Annotated in this window: 12 protein-coding genes, 2 tRNA genes and 2 pseudogenes; 6 read left to right on the top strand and 10 right to left on the bottom strand. The window is 73.1% G+C overall.

Features of this window, described 5'->3' with window-relative positions:
• The first annotated feature begins 18 nt into the window (after window positions 1–18).
• Complete coding sequence (locus tag ACXKR8_RS37180) at window positions 19–1,470, top strand: aminotransferase-like domain-containing protein (protein WP_458268947.1); 1,452 nt, start codon at window positions 19–21, stop codon at window positions 1,468–1,470.
• On the opposite strand, the pseudogene ACXKR8_RS37175 reads toward ACXKR8_RS37180, so the two are convergent.
• A pseudogene (locus ACXKR8_RS37175) lies at window positions 1,436–2,558 on the bottom strand (M24 family metallopeptidase). The gene ACXKR8_RS37180 and the pseudogene ACXKR8_RS37175 overlap by 35 nt on opposite strands.
• 231 nt (window positions 2,559–2,789) lie before the next feature.
• Between ACXKR8_RS37175 and ACXKR8_RS37170 the strand changes: the two are divergent.
• The 5 genes from ACXKR8_RS37170 (at window position 2,790) to ACXKR8_RS37150 (ending at window position 5,301) form a co-directional block, all read left to right on the top strand.
• Window positions 2,790–4,031: a glycoside hydrolase family 6 protein gene (locus ACXKR8_RS37170; RefSeq protein WP_458268945.1), complete on the top strand. Its 1,242-nt coding sequence runs from the start codon at window positions 2,790–2,792 to the stop codon at window positions 4,029–4,031.
• Window positions 4,032–4,114: 83 nt separating this feature from the next.
• Window positions 4,115–4,477, top strand: a complete 363-nt coding sequence (locus tag ACXKR8_RS37165) for a DUF952 domain-containing protein (RefSeq protein ID WP_458268944.1) — start codon at window positions 4,115–4,117, stop codon at window positions 4,475–4,477.
• Between the two features lie 55 nt (window positions 4,478–4,532).
• Window positions 4,533–4,700, top strand: coding sequence for a hypothetical protein (locus ACXKR8_RS37160; protein ID WP_458268943.1), 168 nt, complete (start codon window positions 4,533–4,535; stop codon window positions 4,698–4,700).
• A gap of 42 nt (window positions 4,701–4,742) precedes the next feature.
• Window positions 4,743–4,818 (top strand) — tRNA-His (locus tag ACXKR8_RS37155).
• A gap of 408 nt (window positions 4,819–5,226) precedes the next feature.
• Window positions 5,227–5,301 (top strand) — tRNA-Trp (locus ACXKR8_RS37150).
• 94 nt (window positions 5,302–5,395) lie between these two features.
• Here ACXKR8_RS37150 and ACXKR8_RS37145 read toward each other — a convergent pair.
• From ACXKR8_RS37145 to ACXKR8_RS37105, 9 genes and pseudogenes are all read right to left on the bottom strand, one after another.
• Window positions 5,396–6,758, bottom strand: a pseudogene (locus ACXKR8_RS37145) (MFS transporter).
• A gap of 257 nt (window positions 6,759–7,015) precedes the next feature.
• On the bottom strand, window positions 7,016–7,603 hold the full coding sequence (locus tag ACXKR8_RS37140; RefSeq protein ID WP_458268940.1) for a TetR/AcrR family transcriptional regulator: 588 nt from the start codon (window positions 7,601–7,603) through the stop codon (window positions 7,016–7,018).
• Between the two features lie 15 nt (window positions 7,604–7,618).
• Window positions 7,619–8,770, bottom strand: coding sequence for a pseudouridine synthase (locus tag ACXKR8_RS37135; RefSeq protein ID WP_458268939.1), 1,152 nt, complete (start codon window positions 8,768–8,770; stop codon window positions 7,619–7,621).
• Window positions 8,771–8,831: 61 nt separating this feature from the next.
• Window positions 8,832–9,449, bottom strand: coding sequence for an SMC-Scp complex subunit ScpB (scpB, locus tag ACXKR8_RS37130; protein ID WP_458275189.1), 618 nt, complete (start codon window positions 9,447–9,449; stop codon window positions 8,832–8,834).
• Window positions 9,450–9,844: 395 nt separating this feature from the next.
• Entirely contained in the window at window positions 9,845–10,702 is an 858-nt protein-coding gene (locus ACXKR8_RS37125) for a segregation and condensation protein A (protein ID WP_458268938.1), read from the bottom strand.
• Between the two features lie 47 nt (window positions 10,703–10,749).
• Window positions 10,750–11,292, bottom strand: coding sequence for a hypothetical protein (locus tag ACXKR8_RS37120; protein ID WP_458268937.1), 543 nt, complete (start codon window positions 11,290–11,292; stop codon window positions 10,750–10,752).
• Window positions 11,277–12,473, bottom strand: coding sequence for a ParA family protein (locus ACXKR8_RS37115; RefSeq protein ID WP_462099979.1), 1,197 nt, complete (start codon window positions 12,471–12,473; stop codon window positions 11,277–11,279). Before ACXKR8_RS37115 ends, ACXKR8_RS37120 begins: the two co-directional genes overlap by 16 nt.
• A gap of 387 nt (window positions 12,474–12,860) precedes the next feature.
• A complete protein-coding gene (gene ald / locus ACXKR8_RS37110; RefSeq protein ID WP_458268935.1) occupies window positions 12,861–13,976 on the bottom strand; it encodes an alanine dehydrogenase in 1,116 nt (371 codons plus the stop codon).
• A gap of 222 nt (window positions 13,977–14,198) precedes the next feature.
• Complete coding sequence (locus ACXKR8_RS37105; protein WP_458268934.1) at window positions 14,199–16,334, bottom strand: hypothetical protein; 2,136 nt, start codon at window positions 16,332–16,334, stop codon at window positions 14,199–14,201.
• Window positions 16,335–16,389: the final 55 nt, after the last annotated feature.

The raw sequence follows: 16,389 nt of genomic DNA, 5'->3' as shown, positions 1-16,389 counted from the left end.
GCGCTATCATGATCTCTCATGAATGAGCGTAGCAGTGTGGCCGCCCTGGCGGAGTCCCTGCGCCGGGAGCTCCACCGCTACCCGGACGGCCGGATGCTGCCGCCCAGCCGGGCGCTGATGGCTGAGTACCACGTCAGCCCGGGCACGGTCGCCCGCGCCATCGCCGTCCTCGCCGCCGAGGGCCTGGTGGTCGCCCGCCCGGGCGCGGGCGTGTTCCGGGTACGGGCGCGTGGCAGCGCTACCCGGCAGCCCGGCGACCTGTCCTGGCAGCAGGTCGCCCTCAGCTCCGGGGCAGGTTCACGCGGGGTGGACGCCTCCGGGGTGCTGGCCACGCTCACCATCCCGCCGCCGGATGTGATCGACCTCAACGGCGGCTATCTGCACCCCTCGCTCCAGCCCGAGCGCGCCCTCGCCGCCGCCCTGGCCAGAGCGGGTCGCCGGCCGGGGGTCTGGACCCGTCCGCCGACCGAGGGGCTGCCGGAACTGCGGGCCTGGTTCGCCGCCGACATCTCCGGCCCGGCGCACGCCCTCGGCGCGGCGGACGTGCTGGTCACCGCCGGCGGCCAGAGCGCGCTCAGCACCGCCCTGCGCGCCCTCGCGCCCCCCGGCGCGCCGGTGCTGGTCGAGTCGCCGACCTACCCCGGCATGCTCGCCATCGCCCGCGCCGCCGGGCTGCGCCCGGTCCCGGTCCCGATGGACGCCGAGGGCGTGCGCACCGACCTGCTCGCGGACGCCTTCGCCGCCACCGGGGCCCGGGTGTTCGTCTGCCAACCGCTGTTCCAGAACCCCACCGGGGCCGTGCTCGGGCCGCAGCGGCGGACCGAAGTGCTGCGGATCGCCCGGGCCGCGGGGGCCTTTGTGATCGAGGACGACTTCGCCCGCAACCTGGTCCACGCCGACGCTCCCCCGCTGCCGCCGCCACTGGCCGCCGACGACCCGGACGGGGTGGTGGTGCACGTCCGCTCGCTCACCAAGCCGAGTTCGCCGAGCCTGCGGATCGCCGCCCTCAGCGCCCGCGGCCCGGCGTTCGAACGGCTGCGCGCGCTCCAGGCGGTGGACAGCTTCTTCGTCCCGCGCCCGCTCCAGGAGACCGCGCTGGAACTGGTCGCCGCCCCCGCCTGGCGGACCCACCTGCGCGGCGTCGCCACCGCCCTGCGCGACCGCCGGCAGGCCCTGGTCCAGGCCCTCGGCGCCGAGCTGAGGCCGCGGCACACCCCCTTCGGCGGCTACCACCTCTGGCTCCGCCTGGCCGAGGGCGCCGACGAGACCGCGGTCACCGCCGCCGCCTTCCGGGCCGGCGTCGCGGTCACCCCGGGCCACGCCTACTACCCGGCCGAAGCCCCGTCCCCGCACCTCAGGGTCAGCTACGCGGGCGCCGCGAATGTGCAGCAACTCACGGACGGGGCACGGCTGTTGAATCAGGTGCTGGCGACGGCTAGAGGATCCGCAGCTCACGCGTCGTCAGATTGAGCCGCTCGCCGCCGTCCCCGGTGCAGACCGCGATGTCCTCGATCCTGGCGCCGTACTGGCCGGGGAGGTAGATCCCGGGCTCGATCGAGAAGGCCATCCCGGGCTCCAGCGGCCGGGCCGAGCCGGAGACGATGTAGGGCTCCTCATGGGTCTCCAGCCCGATCCCGTGCCCGGTGCGGTGGATGAACCGCTCGCCGTAGCCGGCCTCGGTGATCAGATCCCGGCCGACCGCGTCCAGTTGCTCCGCGGTGATGCCGGGGCGGACCGCCGCGCACTGCGCGGTCTGCGCCGCCAGCAGCACCTCGAAGGCGCGCAGATAGTCCGCCGGGGCCTCGCCCACGCAGTAGTCGCGGGTGGAGTCCGAGCAGTAGCCGGAGGGCATGGTGCCGCCGATGTCGACCACCACCGGGTCTCCGGCCCGGATCACCCGGTCGGAGACCTCGTGGTGCGGGCTGGCCCCGTTCGGCCCGGAGGCGACGATGACGAAGTCGACCGTGGCATGGCCCGCGGCGATGATCGCGTCGGCGATGTCCCGGCCCACCTCGCGCTCGGTACGGCCCGGCCGCAGCCACTCCCCCACCGCCGCGTGCACCGTGTCGATCGCGGCACCCGCCTGCCGCCAGCGCCTCGATCTCGGCGGCGGACTTGCGCATCCTCAGCTCGCCCAGCACCTCCCCGGCGAGCGCCTGCTCCGCCCCCGGCAGCGCGGTCCTGAACGCCAGCACCTTCTCGGCCCACATGTGGTTGTCCACCCCCACCCGGCGCAGCGCCCGGCCGGCCGGCAGCCGGGACGCGACCAGCGCGTAGGGGTCCTCGGTCTCCCGCCAGCCGACGATCTCGATGCCGAGACCGCCCACCGGGGAGGCCTCCGCGGCCGGCTGCTCCAGCAGCGGCACCACCAGGAACGGCTCCCCGCTCGCGGGCGCGACCAGGCAGGTCAGCCGCTCCAGCGGCAGCGCCTGGTACCCGGTCAGATAGCGCAGGTCGGGTCCCGGCGACACCAGCAGGGCGTCCAGCCCGGCGTCGGCCGCAGCCTTCTGGGCGCGGGTGATCCGGTCGGCGGGGTAGAGCGCAGCGTCATGGGCCATGGCGTCAGTCCATCACGCCCCACCGAGGTGGCGGCAGCCGACCCGCTGGACATCTGTGCTCCTCGGCGGGCGGCGCCGGGAAAATCTGGGAGCGCTCCCGTCCATTCTCTTGACGCCCGACCGCTCCCGCTGGCTTGATATTCAGCGGCACCGAGCTGCTGCTTCGTCAACTCGCTGCCACGCACATACCGTTCTCGGCCCACCCGCTGAAAGGCATGGTGCACCACGTTGATGGAAGCGCTCCCATATCTCCGCTCCAAGCCGCTGCTCGCCGCGCTGGCACTGCTGACCGCCGCCGTCGGACTCGTTGCCACCCCGGCCTCCGCCGCGTCGGCCGCCCCGGCCAAGCCGGTCGCCCGTACCCTCCCGGCCACCAGTCACTTCTTCGTCGACCCGGCGAGCAAGTCCGCCGCCCAGGCGCTGACCGACCTCAAGGCAGGCCAGGTCAAGGACGCCCTCAGCATGGCCGAGCTGGCCTCCTGGCCGGTCGCCCAGTGGTTCACCGGCACCGCGGCCCCTGCTCAGACCACCCATGACATGGCCGCACTGCAGGCCAAGGCCGCCCGGCAGCACCAGGTCCCGGTTGCCGTCGCCTACGACGTCCCCGGCCGCGACTGCTCCCAGTACTCGGCCGGCGGCGCGGCCACCGGCGCGGACTACGCGGCCTGGGTCGACGCCCTCGCCCAGGGCATCGGCAGCCACCGCACCGTCGTCGTGCTCGAACCCGACGGTCTGGCGCTCAGCCCCGCCTACTGCGGCGGCACCGCCCAGCAGCAGACCGACCGGCTGGCCCAACTGAGCGCCGCCGTCGACCGGCTGGAGCAGCAGAGCGGCGCCCTGGTCTACCTCGACGGCGGCCACAGCGCCTGGCAGAACGTGGGCACCCAGGCACAACTCCTGCTCCAGGGCGGGCTCGCGCAGGCCCAGGGCTTCTTCCTCAATGTCTCCAACTACCAGACCGACGCCGACCTCACCCGGTACGGGACCGAGGTCGCCGAGTGCAGCTGGTACCTGCGGAACACCCCGGGCGCCACCGCCGACGACTGCGCCAACCAGTACTGGCCCGCCGCCGATGCCGATGCCTGGTACACCGCCCATGTCCCGGCCACAGCCGTGCTTCCGCACTTCGTGATCGACAGCAGCCGCAACGGCCAGGGCCCCTGGACCCCGGCAGCCGGCACATACACCGGCGACCCGCAGACCTGGTGCAACCCGCCCGACCGCGGCCTCGGCACCCGGCCGACCGCGAACACCGGGGTCCCGCTGCTCGACGCCTTCCTCTGGATCAAGGTCCCCGGCGAGTCCGACGGCAGCTGCACCCGCGGCACAGCCGGACCGGCCGACCCCGAGTACGGGATCACCGACCCGGCGGCCGGAGCCTGGTGGCCCGCGCAGGCCCTCAGCCTCGCCCAGGACGCCGCGCCCGCCCTGCGCTTCAACCTCGCGTCCCTCCTCGCGCCCTTCGCCCGGTAGCAGCCACCGGCCGCTCCTCCCGCCGCCCATGAGTGATCACCAGCTCACTTGTGGGCGCCGGGAGGGGAGGGTACAACTGGGAGATGATTCTCCACCTGACGACGCTCGACGGCTGGCTGGCGCACCCGGACCGCCCCTACGCCACGGCCTCGCTGGCGCTGGAGGGTTTCATCCACTGCTCCCCGGACGAGGACGCGGTGCTGGCCGTCGCCAACGACCGCTTCTCGCACACGCCGGGCCCGCTGATGGTCCTGCTGATCAACGAGGAAGCCCTCGACTCCCCGGTCCGCTGGGAGCCCGCCGCCCCCACCCCGCCCCCGGGCACGGCCGCGAGCGTCCTCTTCCCGCACATCTACGGCCCGGTCAACCGCTCGGCCGTGGCCGGCATGCTCGAAGTCGAACGCGACGCCGCCGGCCGCTGGTCCACCCTCGCCGCCTGGAGCTGACCCCGCCGCGCTCGCCGAGGCGTGCCAGGGCGCGATCGACGCCTGCCGGGCCGGTGTGGCGGCCCCGGAACTCGGCCTGACCTACCGCCGCACCGTCCTCGAACGCGGCGGCAGCGTCGACGCCACCCGACTCGTCACCGACTTCCTGGGCCGCAGCCCCAACCAACACGCCTTCCTGCACACCCTCGGCCTGACACCTGAGGCAGACCCCCACGGGGCGTAAAACCACTCGCCCTCCGGACCGACTGGTTCGTACGATCGCACTGTGGTCGTAGCTCAACTGGTAGAGCGCCGCGTTGTGGTCGCGGTTGTTGCGGGTTCGATTCCCGTCGATCACCCCAGATCGCTGTTGGGCGTGTAGCTGCGCAGCACCGCGTCGTCGGAGCCGTAGACGAGGACCCGGGACGGGGGCACCCGGCCCGCGGTCCTGAAGTGTGTGCGCAGATCTCCTCGAACGCGCCGGGGAAGGCCGCGTCCGCGACCGGGTCGATCCGGCCCGCGTTGAGCCAGTGCACCGCCAGGATCCACCCGCTGTGGTCCCCGCCGCCGTCATTGTGCCGCGGCGCGGTGGGCTCGGCCTCGATCCCGATCCGGTCCAGGATGTTCAGCAGGGCGTTCATGTCGTCGCCGTCGATGCGAACGAAGTTCTCTTCCACCAAGATCTCAGCCATGCCCGCTGCATACCCAGGCCCACCCCGAAAAACCGCTCGCGAACCGGACGTTGCCCTCCGTAGCCTCGGCACAGGCATTGGGTCGTAGCTCAGTCCGGCCAGAGCAGCCGTCTCCAAAGCGGCACGCCGCAGGTTCGAATCCTGCCGACCCAGCTTCAGCCGGTGCACGGCCGCGAGCCCCGGTCTGTTCTCCCCCCTCGGCGGGAGGGGAGCAGACCGGGGCTCGCGGGGCTCGGGTGACGACAGGTCACATGTGGACGGCCACCGGGGCGTCCGGGTCGACGGTGACCCGGCCCCGCCGGTAGAGCACCAGGGCGATGACCGCGCCCACCGCGAAGAAGCCCGAGGACCACCAGTAGGCGGTGGCGTAGCTGTGCAGCTGGGCCTGGGCCAGCACGTCCGGGGTGCGGCCGTGGCTCGCCGCGTAGGCGGTGGCCGCGCTGGCGGCGAGGGTGTTCAGCAGCGCGGTGCCGATGGAGCCGCCGATCTGCTGCATGGTGTTGACCGCCGCCGAGGCGACCCCGGCGTCCTCGGGACCGATCCGGTCCGTCGCCAGGCTCATCGCCGGGGGCAGCACCAGGCCGAAGCCGAGGCCGGTCAGCAGCAGGGCGGGCAGCACGTTGGCCGCATAGGTGCTGGACAGGTCGAGCCCGGTGAGCAGCGCCATGCCGCCCGCCGCCATGGCCATCCCGAGCGGGATCACCGGCTTCGGCCCGAACCTCGGGATCAGCACGATGGTGGACAGCTGCGCGGTGACGACCAGGGCGCCGATCATCGGCAGGAAGGCGAGGCCGGTGCTGACCGGGCTGTAGTGCAGCGACACCTGCAGGTAGTAGGTCAGGAACAGGAACACCCCGAACATGCCCGCGCCGGAGATGGCCACCACCAGGAACGAGGCGCCCCTGTTGCGGTCGAGCAGGACCCGCAGCGGCAGCAGCGGGTGCGTGGCCCGGGTCTGCCACCAGCCGAACAGTGCCAGCAGCAGGCCGCCGGCCACCAGGAAGCCCCAGGTCTGCGGCGAGGACCAGCTCTTGGTCTCGGCGTTGGAGAAGCCGTAGACCAGGCCGAAGAGTCCGGCCGAGACCAGCAGGGTGCCGGGGAGGTCCAGCTTGGGACGGTTGGTGGCGGTGCCGCGCTTGAGGAAGATCAGGCCGCCGGCCAGCGCGAACACCGCGAAGAAGAGGTTCACGTAGAGCGTCCAGCGCCAGCTGAGGTGCTCCGTGAGCACCCCGCCCAGCAGCAGGCCGATGCCGCCGCCGGCCGGCGATGGCGCCGAAGATGCCGAACGCCTTGGCCCGCTCCTTGGCGTCGGTGAAGGTGGTGTTCAGCAGCGACAGCGCGGCCGGGGCCAGCATGGCGCCGAAGAGGCCCTGCAGGGCCCGTCCGGCGACCAGGACCTCGAAGCTGGTGGCCGCGCCCGCCAGCGCGGAGGCGGCGGCGAAGCCGCCCACCCCGATCAGGAAGACCACCTTCCGGCCGATCAGGTCGGCCAGTCGGCCGCCGAGCAGCAGCAGGCTGCCGAAGGCGAGCGAGTAGGCGGTGACGACCCACTGCCGGTCGCCGTCGGAGAAGCCCAGGGCGTGCTGCGCGGAGGGCAGGGCGATGTTCACGACAGTCGCGTCCAGGACGACCATCAGCTGGGCCAGGCCGATGACGGCCAGCACCCACCAGCGGTGCGCGGGGGCGGCTGCCACGCCGGGCGGTGTGTCGACGCGGGCGTCGATGGAAGTCTGGGTCATGGCTTCTCTCCGAACGAAACGGTTTCGTACGGAGCAAACGTATGACGCGATCTATCGAAACGCAACCGTTTCGATAGATCGCCACGCCGGATGTGACGAGCGCCTCAAGCCCAGATGTGACGCACGCCTCAGCCCGTGACGCCGAACGCGGGGAGCACCACCGCGTCGATGTAGCGGATCAGGTACTCGGCATCCGCGAAGCTGTCCTCCAGGACCTTCCGCGCCGTCATCGCCCCCACCAGGGTGTGCGCGAAGAACTCGGCCGCCGGCGCGTCGTCCCGCACCTCGCCGCGTTGCACCGCCCGTCCCAGCACCAGGGAGAGCCGGGCCAGCTCCGGGTCGATCAGCATCTCCCGCAGCGCCAGGGCCAGGTCGGGGTTGCTGTGCGCGGCGTGGCCGACCGCGCTCATGAACACGGTGTCCTGCTCCGCGCCCTCGCCGAGGGTCCGGGCCAGCTCGTGCAGGTCGCCGCGCAGGCTGCCGGTGTCGATGTCGTCCGCCACCGGCGCCCTGCTGTGCCGCATCGCCGCAGCGACCAGCTTCGGCTTCCCCTCCCACTGCCGGTACAGGGTCGCCTTGCTGGACTTGCTGCGGGCCGCGACGGCGTCCATGGTCATCGCCTCATAGCCCACCTCGCGCACCAGCGCGATCACTGCCTGGTAGAGCTCGGCCTCCCGCTCGTCGCTGAGTCGGGAACGGCGCACCGTCGCGGTCATCTCACCTACCGGCCCTTACAGACCGACGGACTTCATCAGCTGGCCGACCTCGGGGTTGGTGAGGCGGCGCAGCCAACCGGACTTCTGGTCGCCCAGCGGGATCGGGCCGAACTGCACCCGGACCAGCTTCTCGACCGGGTAGCCCATCTCCGAGAGCAGCCGGCGCACGATGTGCTTGCGGCCCTCGTGCAGGCTGATCTCGACCAGGTAGTTCTTGCCGACGTTCTGGACCACCTTGAAGCTGTCGGCGCGGGCCCAGCCGTCCTCCAGCTCGATGCCCTGGGCCAGCTGCTTGCCCAGGTCGCGCGGGATCGGGCCCTGGATCGCGGCCAGGTAGGTCTTGGTGACCCCGTACTTGGGGTGGGTCAGCCGGTGCGCCAGCTCGCCGTGGTTGGTGAGCAGGATGATGCCCTCGGTCTCGGTGTCCAGGCGGCCCACGTGGAACAGCCGGGTCTCCCGGTTGTTCACGTAGTCGCCGAGGCACTGCCGGCCGTCCGGGTCCTCCATCGTCGCGACCACGCCGACCGGCTTGTTCAGCGCGAAGAACAGGTACGACTGGGTGGCGACGGTCAGGCCGTCCACCTTGATCTCGTCGTGCTGCGGGTCGACCCGCTTGCCCTGCTCGCGCACCCGCTCGCCGTTGACCTCGACCCGGCCCTGGTCGATCAGCTCCTCGCAGGCGCGGCGGCTGCCCATGCCCGCCCGCGCGAGCACCTTCTGCAGCCGCTCGCCCTCGGGCTCGCCGTGGGTCTTCGGAAGCTTCACCGCGGGCTTGTCGTGGCGGGCGCGGACGGCGTCCTCCACCTTGGCCTGCAGCTCGCGCGAGCGCACCGGCTTGGCCGGGCCGCGCCTGGCGCCCGCGCCGCCGCCGAGACCGCCGGGGCGGATCTGGCCGACCGAGCGCCCCTGCCCGGCCGGACGCGCGCCGAACTCGGGACGGTCGTAGGAGCGCTGCTCGGGACGCGGCGCCTCCTTGTCCCAGCCGCTGCCGCTCTCGCGCTTGCTGTTCCCCTGCGCGCCACCCCGCCCAGTACCACCCCGCCCCGCGCCGCCACGTCCCGTGCCGCCGCTGCTGCTACCGCCGCGCTGGCTCCCGCCACGCGAACCGCTCCCGGCGCTGCCGCCGCCGCCACTGCTGTTCCTACCGTTACCGTTACCGCTACGCATCAAGAAGTCCGTTGTCGATCCGTCGTCGGGGCCGCGTCCCAGGGCGGGTGCGCCTGCCTGTTCACCTGCTCATTACGACCGCCTCGGCGACCGCGGAGCCCTCCTGCGAGTCCGCTTCCACGTCGTCGGCCTCGGGCAGGAAGGGGGCCAGCTCCGGCAGCTCGTCCAGGCCGCGCAGCCCCATCCGTTCCAAAAATGTGTTCGTCGTCCGGTACAGGATCGCTCCTGTCTCCGGTTCGGACCCGGTCTCCTCGACCAGACCCCTCTGTACCAGGGTACGCATGACACCGTCACAGTTCACACCACGGACGACGGATACCCGGGAACGGGACACCGGCTGCCGGTACGCGATGACCGCCAGCGTCTCCAGCGCGGCCTGCGTGAGCCGGGCGTGCTGGCCGTCCAGGACGTAGCGCTCGACCGCGGGGGCGCAGGACACCCGACTGTAGTAGCGCCAGCCCCCGGCCACAAAGCGCAGCTCGAAGCCGCGGCCCTGCTCGGTGTACTCGGCGGCCAGCTCCTTCAGCGCCCGGTCCACCACCCGCTTGGGCCGCTCCAGCACCTGGGCCAGGTGCGCGCTGGTGGTCGGCTCGGTGACGACCATGAGGATCGCCTCCAGCGCGGGCTTCAGCTCCACCACGGCCAGCGCGGTCAGCGGCCCGGGCTCGGGCAGCGGCAGCGGCTCCGGGTCCGGCAGCGGGGGGTGCGGCGGCAGCGGCGGGGTCGGCGGCGCGGGCACCGGGTCGGGGATCGGGCTCGGTCCGGGCGCGGGCTCCGGGATCGGGTCCGGCTCGGGGGTGGGCCGCGGGAACGGGTCGGGCTCCGGCGTGGGCTGCGGGAACGGCTCGGGGACCGGCTGCGGGCTGGGCGAGGGCACCGGGTCGGGCTGCACCGGATCGGGCCCGCCCGGCAGCGGCGGCTCCAGCGAGTCCTCCGGCTCGATCCAGGTGTTCTCCAGGTACTCCCCGGGACGCGGCCGCCCCGGCATCCCCAGCCTGCGCCGACCGGCGCCCTGGCCGCTGCCCTGGCCCGCGCCCTGCGGCGGCAGACCGCCCTGCTCCTCGTGACTGCTGCTCATCCGTCCTCACCCTTCTGCTCAGGTGCCGCGTCGAACTCCTCACTCACCTCGACATGTGCCCCCTCCGCCCCGATCCACTGCACCAGCAGCTCCCCCAGCGCCTCCGGCTGGTCGAACAGCAGCACCCGCTCCCGGTACAGCTCCAGCAGCGCCAGGAACCTGGCCACCACCGTCAGCACGTCCGGGGCGTCCTCGGTCAGGGTGCGGAAGGTCGCCTCGCCCAGCAGCTGCAGCCGCTCGGCCACCAGCGCCGCCTGCTCCCGGACGCTGACCCTGGACGAGTGGATGTGCTCGATGTAGACCACCGGCTTCGGCCTGGGCTCGAACGCCTTGGCCGCCAGTCGGGCGAAGCCCTCGGGGCTGATGCTGATCACCACCTCGGGCAGCAGCGCGGCGTGCTGCGGCTCAAGCCCCGCGGTCCGGGGCCGGCGCAGCTGCTCGGCCGACCAGCGCTCGGCGAACAGGGCCGCGATCTGCTTGTAGGCCCGGTACTGCAGCAGCCGGGCGAAGAGCAGGTCGCGGGCCTCCAGCAGGGCGAGGTCCTCCTCGTCCTCCAGCTCGGCGACCGGGAGCAGCCGGGCCGCCTTGAGGTCGAGCAGGGTCGCCGCGACCACCAGGAACTCGCTGGCCAGGTCCAGGTCCCAGTCCGCTCCCATGGCCCTGATGTGGGCGATGAACTCGTCGGTGACCCGGGACAGCGAGACCTCGGTGACGTCCATCTTGTGCTTGGCGATCAGGCCGAGCAGCAGGTCGAAGGGGCCCTCGAAATTGTCGAGGTGCACCTGGAAGCCACCCGACGGCTCGGCCTCGAGCTCGGGTTCGACCAGCAGTGGGGGCAGGACAGGTGCGCTCACGCGAACACCATAAGTCCCACCACTGACAACTCCCAGCACCGACCGCCTCAGCGGCCGCGCAGCCTCCGGACCAGGATGCTGGCCTCGCCGCGCTGCTCCAGGTCCGCCAGGACCACCGCGACGGCCTCCCGCACTATCCGCCCCCGGTCGACCGCGAGCCCGTGCTCGCCCCGGAGCACCAGCCGGGCGTGCTCCAGGTCGATCAGCTCCTCGGCGGAGACATAGACCGTGATCTTCTCCTCGTGCCGCTCGCGTCCGGTCGGACGGGAGCGGCCCCCGCCGCGCGGCTTGCGCCGGGCGGCGGCCTCCCCCGCCGGGGCGGGGGTGCCGTTGTGCTGGGCCGGGGGCTGGCCGCCGGGCTGCCGCTGGGCGGGCGTGCTCGGTTCGGCCTGGGCCGCTCCGTGCTCGCCCGCGGCGTCGGCCGGCCGGCCCTCGCGGGCTTCCCGGTCCTCGCGGGCCTGGGCCTCCCGCGCCTCGCGGCCCTCCCGCGACTGGGCGGACTCCGGCGAGCGGGGTGCGGGGGTGAGCGACATCCCCCCGGTGGTCCGGAACAGTTCGTCCGCTCCCGGGAGGCTCACTCGACGGGGCACCTGGCGAGCACCTCCCTGGCGAGCTGGCGATAGGCGGCGGCGCCGACCGAGTTGGAGGCGTAGGTGGTGATCGGCTCGCCGGCCACCGTGGTCTCCGGGAAGCGCACCGTGCGGCCGATGACGGTGTGGAAGACGTGGTCGCCGAACGCCTCGGTGACCCGGGCCAGCACCTCGCGGCTGTGGACCGTGCGCGAGTCGTACATGGTGGCCAGGATGCCGTCCAGGCGCAGGTCGGGGTTGAGCCGCTCGCAGACCTTCTCGATCGTCTCGGTGAGCAGCGCGACCCCGCGCAGTGCGAAGAACTCGCACTCCAGCGGCACGATGACGCTGTCGGCTGCGGTCAGCGCATTGACGGTCAGCAGCCCCAGGGACGGCTGGCAGTCGATGATGACGTAGTCGTAGTCCGGCAGCAGCGGCTTGAGCGCCCGCGCCAGCGCCGACTCCCGGGCCACCTCGCTGACCAGCTGCACCTCGGCGGCCGACAGGTCGATGTTGGAGGGGAGCAGGTCCATGCCGGGCACGGCGGTCTTCAGCAGCACCTCGTCGGCCGTCAGGCCCCGCTCCATCAGCAGGTTGTAGACGGTGAGGTCCAGCTCCATCGGGTTGACGCCGAGGCCGACCGAGAGGGCGCCCTGCGGGTCGAAGTCGACCAGCAGCACCCGTCGGCCGTATTCGGCCAGCGCGGCGCCCAGGTTGATGGTCGAGGTGGTCTTGCCGACCCCGCCCTTCTGGTTGCACATCGCGACGATCTTCGCCGGACCGTGCTCGGTCAGCGGCGAGGGGATCGGGAAGTACGGCAGCGGACGGCCGGTGGGGCCGACCCGCTCGCGGCGCTGACGGGCGGCGTCCGGGGCCAGGGTGGCCGCGTACTCGGCGTCGGGCTCGTACTCGGCGTCGGGGTCGTAGAACTGACCGTCCGGCAGCTCGGCGTAGACCAGGCCCGGCTCGACCGCCTCGAAGGCGGTGGTGTCGCGGAACTCCGTCCCGCCGGGGTCGGTGCCGCGGGCGGCTGCCTCGTAGGGACCGGGTTGCTGGCCCGGGTAGTTGTGGGCGTCGTACTCGGGTTCCGGCCGGCGGGCGTCAAAGGTCCGCACGTCCGCCGAGTCCTCCCCGGAGAGACCGGTGCTGTTCTGCACAAGTCCTGGCTGACCACCCCCGGGAGCAAATGTCGACTCATTCACAAGTCGTCTTACCTCCTTGGCGACCGCCGTTGACACCGGAAACTTTTGGTGGGGCTCTGGGGCTGTGCCCCCTCCACTGGGCGGCATGTGCCGTGCCGCAGCCTAGCAACGACACAGTAGCGTCAACCACCACAGCAGTGATGCATGAACCAACATGTCGATATGACTAGATCCCGACGTGATGGCCAGAACCGCGCCTGCACACCGCCACGATGCCAGAGAACTGGCGGCATAACAGCCCATACGACCATCACCGGCGCCCCAGCGCGGGAGTGACATTCGTTGGCATCAAGTTGACGATGTGTCGACATTAGGACCCAAGAGGACGACAGAAGGGGGCGTGAAACAGCCATGAGCAGCCGTCTCACGCCCCCTTCGGGGTGAGGATCAGGCCAGGACGTCGGCCAGTTCCGCCGCGTGCAGACCGTGCGCCTCGGCGACCGGACCGTACGTCAGCTGTCCCTCGTGCGCGTTGAGGCCCTTGGCGAGCGCGGCGTCGCGGGCGCACGCCTCCTTCCAACCGTGGTTGGCCAGCTCGACGATGTACGGCAGCGTCACGTTGGTGAGCGCGTAGGTCGAGGTGTTGGGGACCGCGCCGGGCATGTTGGCCACGCAGTAGAAGACCGAGTTGTGGACCGGGAAGGTCGGCTCGGCGTGCGTGGTGGCCCGGGAGTCCTCGAAGCAGCCGCCCTGGTCGATGGCGATGTCGACCAGCACCGAGCCGGGCTTCATCCGCGAGACCAGCTCGTTGGTGACCAGCTTGGGGGCCTTGGCGCCGGGGATCAGCACCGCGCCGATGACCAGGTCGGCCTCGAGCACGGCCTTCTCCAGCTCGAAGGCGTTGGAGGCGATCGCCTTGATCCTGTTGCCGAAGATCTTGTCGGCCTCGCGCAGCTTGCTGACGTCGCGGTCCAGCAGGGTCACGTCGTAGCCCATGCCGATGGCGATGGTCGCCGCGTGCCAGCCGGAGACGCCGCCGCCGATGACCACGCACTTGGCCGCGTGGGTGCCGGGGACGCCGCCGGGCAGGGTGCCGCGGCCGCCGGCCGGACGCATCAGGTGGTACGAGCCGACCTGCGGGGCCAGCCGGCCCGCGACCTCGGACATCGGGGCGAGCAGCGGCAGCGCGCCGTTGGCGGTCTGCACCGTCTCGTAGGCGATGGCGGTGGTCCCGGAGGCCAGCAGCGCGTCGGTGCACTCGCGGGAGGCGGCCAGGTGCAGGTAGGTGAACAGGGTCTGGCCCTTGCGGAGGCGGTGGTACTCCTCCGCGATCGGCTCCTTGACCTTGAGCAGCAGGTCGGCAGCGGCCCACACCTCGTCGGCGGTGCCGAGGATCTCGGCGCCGGCCGCCACGTACTCGGCGTCGGGGATGGACGAACCGTCGCCTGCGTTCTGCTCGATGACGACCTGGTGCCCGTTGCGGACCAGCTCGTGAACGCCTGCGGGCGTGATCGCCACGCGGTACTCGTGGTTCTTGACCTCGCGGGGGATGCCGACCTTCACGGCTAAACACGTCCCTTGCACATGGGGGGTCCCCGACGGCGGAAACACCGACGGGGTGGCCGCGCACTGGTTGCGGCCCTTCCGAGTGTAATGAAGCCTGGTCGATGCGCCAGCCTTCCAATGTGACCAAATCCAAGGGAACCGTTGGCAGTTTCGTAGGCTTGCGCGACTATCCCTTGAAACATTCACCTGATAGCACGCACAACGCCTACCCGCTCAGGATCAGGACATACCAGACTCGGGCCCCGGCCCGGCCGCCAGCGCCGCGGCCTGCTCCCGCTGCGCCCACGCCCCGGCCGGGTCCCCGGCCCGCTCCAGCGCCTCGGCCATCCGCAGCAGCACCTGGACCTGGAGCCGCAGCGCCGTGGCCGGGTCGGCGCACTGCCGGGCCGCCGCCAGCGCCTCGCGCTGGGTCCGCAGCGACTGCTCGGTGTTCCCGGCCAGCTCCTGGACCCGGGCCGCGCCCAGCGTCGCGCCGACCGCGGCCGCCTCGTCCCCCAGCTTGCGGTGCAGCGCCGCCGCCGCGCGGTAGTCCCGCAGCGCGTCCGCCAGCCGCCCGTGGGCGGTGTGCGCCGCCGCGAGCCGCCCCAGTAGCCGCAGCTCGTCCTGCTGCTCGCCGCGCTTGCGGCGCAGCGCCAGCGCCCTGCCGTACCAGTCGATGGCGCGGACCAGGTCCCCCGAGGCCCGGTGGGCCCCGGCGACGGCCTCCAGGATCCGGCCCACCGCGGTCTGGTCGTCGGCGGCCCGGGCCGGGCCGAGCCCGGCCCGGTAGCGCTCCAGCGCCCGGAGGTGCTGCCCGGCGGCGGCGTGCAGGTCGCCCAGGTTGACCAGCGCGGCGGCCTGCTGGCGGCGGAAACCCCCGCGCAGCGCCAGTTCCAGCACGGTGGTGTGCAGGGCGTAGAGGTCGGCCGCGACCGGCGGGTCGGAGCCGGCCCACAGCGGCAGCGCCCGCACCAGCGCGGTGGCGAGCCGCATCGCCAGGCCGTCCAGCGCGCCGTCCGCCTGTGCGGTGCGGACCGCCGCGCGCAGCGCGGGCAGCTCGGTGTCCAGCCAGGTCCAGGCCTCGGCCTGGCCGCCGAAGCGCAGCGGCCCGGGCAGCGGCTGGGCCACCGGACCCCTGGCGGCTCCGGCCGGGGCCAGCTGCTGGCAGCAGGCGGTGAGCAGCCGGGTGAGCCGTTCCAGCAGCCGGGCCCCGGCCAGCTCGGTCTCGGACGCGCGGTCCGCCGCGAGCAGCCCGGTCAGCGCCGGACGCAGGCAGCCCGGCAGCCGGTAGCGGTGCGGGCTGGGGTCCGGGCCCGGCGCGGGCGCGGGCTGGAGCAACTGCTGCTCGGCGAGGGTGGCAAGGTGCACGGCGGCGGCGTCGACCGGGCAGCCGAGCAGGGCCGAGGCGGTCCGCGGGTCGGTCACCCCGTCCGGAGCCAGCGTCAGCAGCCGGAGCAGCCGCGCGGCCGGGGCCGGCAGCCCGGCGTGGACCAGCTCGAAGGCCCGCCGCAGCGGCTCGGGCCCCGGTTCGGCCGCGCCGGGCCGCTTCTCCAGCTCCACCCGGGGCGCGACCACGACCGCCGCGGGTACCGACAGCAGCCGCAGCACATCCGTCACCGAGGCCCGGGGTCGGGCCCGGAGCCAGCCCCCGGCCAGCGCCAGCGCCGTCGGGTGGCAGGCCAGCATCTCCGCCAGGGTCCGCGCGGCGACCGGGTCGCAGACGATCCTGGTCTCCCCGGCCAGACCGACCAGCAGCGCGGTGGCCGCGGCCAGGTCCAGCCCGCCGATCACACAGGGCCGGGCGTCGGCCAGGCCGGTCAGCGGCCCCGAGGTGACCGCCACCACCAGGCAGCCCGACCCCTGCGGCAGCAGCGCCCTGACCTGCTCGGCCTGCTGCACGTCATCGAGCAGCAGCAGCACCTGACGCTGCGCCAGCACCTCGCGCAGGGTGGCGCAGTCGGCGGCGTCGTCGGCCGGCCCGTCCGGGCCCAGCGCGCCGCGCGGCTCGCCCAGCGCCCCGAGCAGCAGCCGGGCCGCCTCCCCCGCGGCGACCGGCAGGCCGTCCGGGGTGCTCATCCGGACGAAGAACCGGCCGTCGGGATAGTCCTCGGCGACGCCGCGGGCGAAGCGCACGGCCAGCGCGGTCCGGCCGGACCCGGGGCGCCCGGCGACCAGCAGCACCCGGCAGGACAGCGCGGAGCCGTCCTCGGGCAGGGAGCCCAGCGCGGGCCGTCCCACCTCGTCGGCCAGCTGGGCGAGTTCCGCCCGCCGACCGGTGAAGTAGGGGGAATCCGCAGGCAGTTCGGCTCGGAGACTGCCGGGCGTGCCGGCCGTGCCGAGCGGGCGGTTCTGACGTGCCGTCTGTGCTGCAGCCACCTGCGCAGCGTAGTTCACCGACCGGGCGCGGCTCCGCAGCTGCGCCCGGCCGGTG

Source organism: Streptacidiphilus sp. PAMC 29251 (genome assembly GCF_054208735.2).
Note: the sequence above shows the minus strand (reverse complement) of the source record. Positions and strands in the feature narration are given on the sequence as shown.

What these genes read in the sequence shown, in the direction of transcription:
- ACXKR8_RS37170 (WP_458268945.1), top strand. Translation starts at nt 2,790, where the DNA reads ATGGAAGCGCTCCCATATCTCCGCTCCAAGCCGCTGCTCGCCGCGCTG.
- ACXKR8_RS37135 (WP_458268939.1), bottom strand. Translation starts at nt 8,770, where the DNA reads ATGCGTAGCGGTAACGGTAACGGTAGGAACAGCAGTGGCGGCGGCGGC.
- ACXKR8_RS37140 (WP_458268940.1), bottom strand. Translation starts at nt 7,603, where the DNA reads ATGACCGCGACGGTGCGCCGTTCCCGACTCAGCGACGAGCGGGAGGCC.
- ACXKR8_RS37165 (WP_458268944.1), top strand. Translation starts at nt 4,115, where the DNA reads ATGATTCTCCACCTGACGACGCTCGACGGCTGGCTGGCGCACCCGGAC.
- ACXKR8_RS37180 (WP_458268947.1), top strand. Translation starts at nt 19, where the DNA reads ATGAATGAGCGTAGCAGTGTGGCCGCCCTGGCGGAGTCCCTGCGCCGG.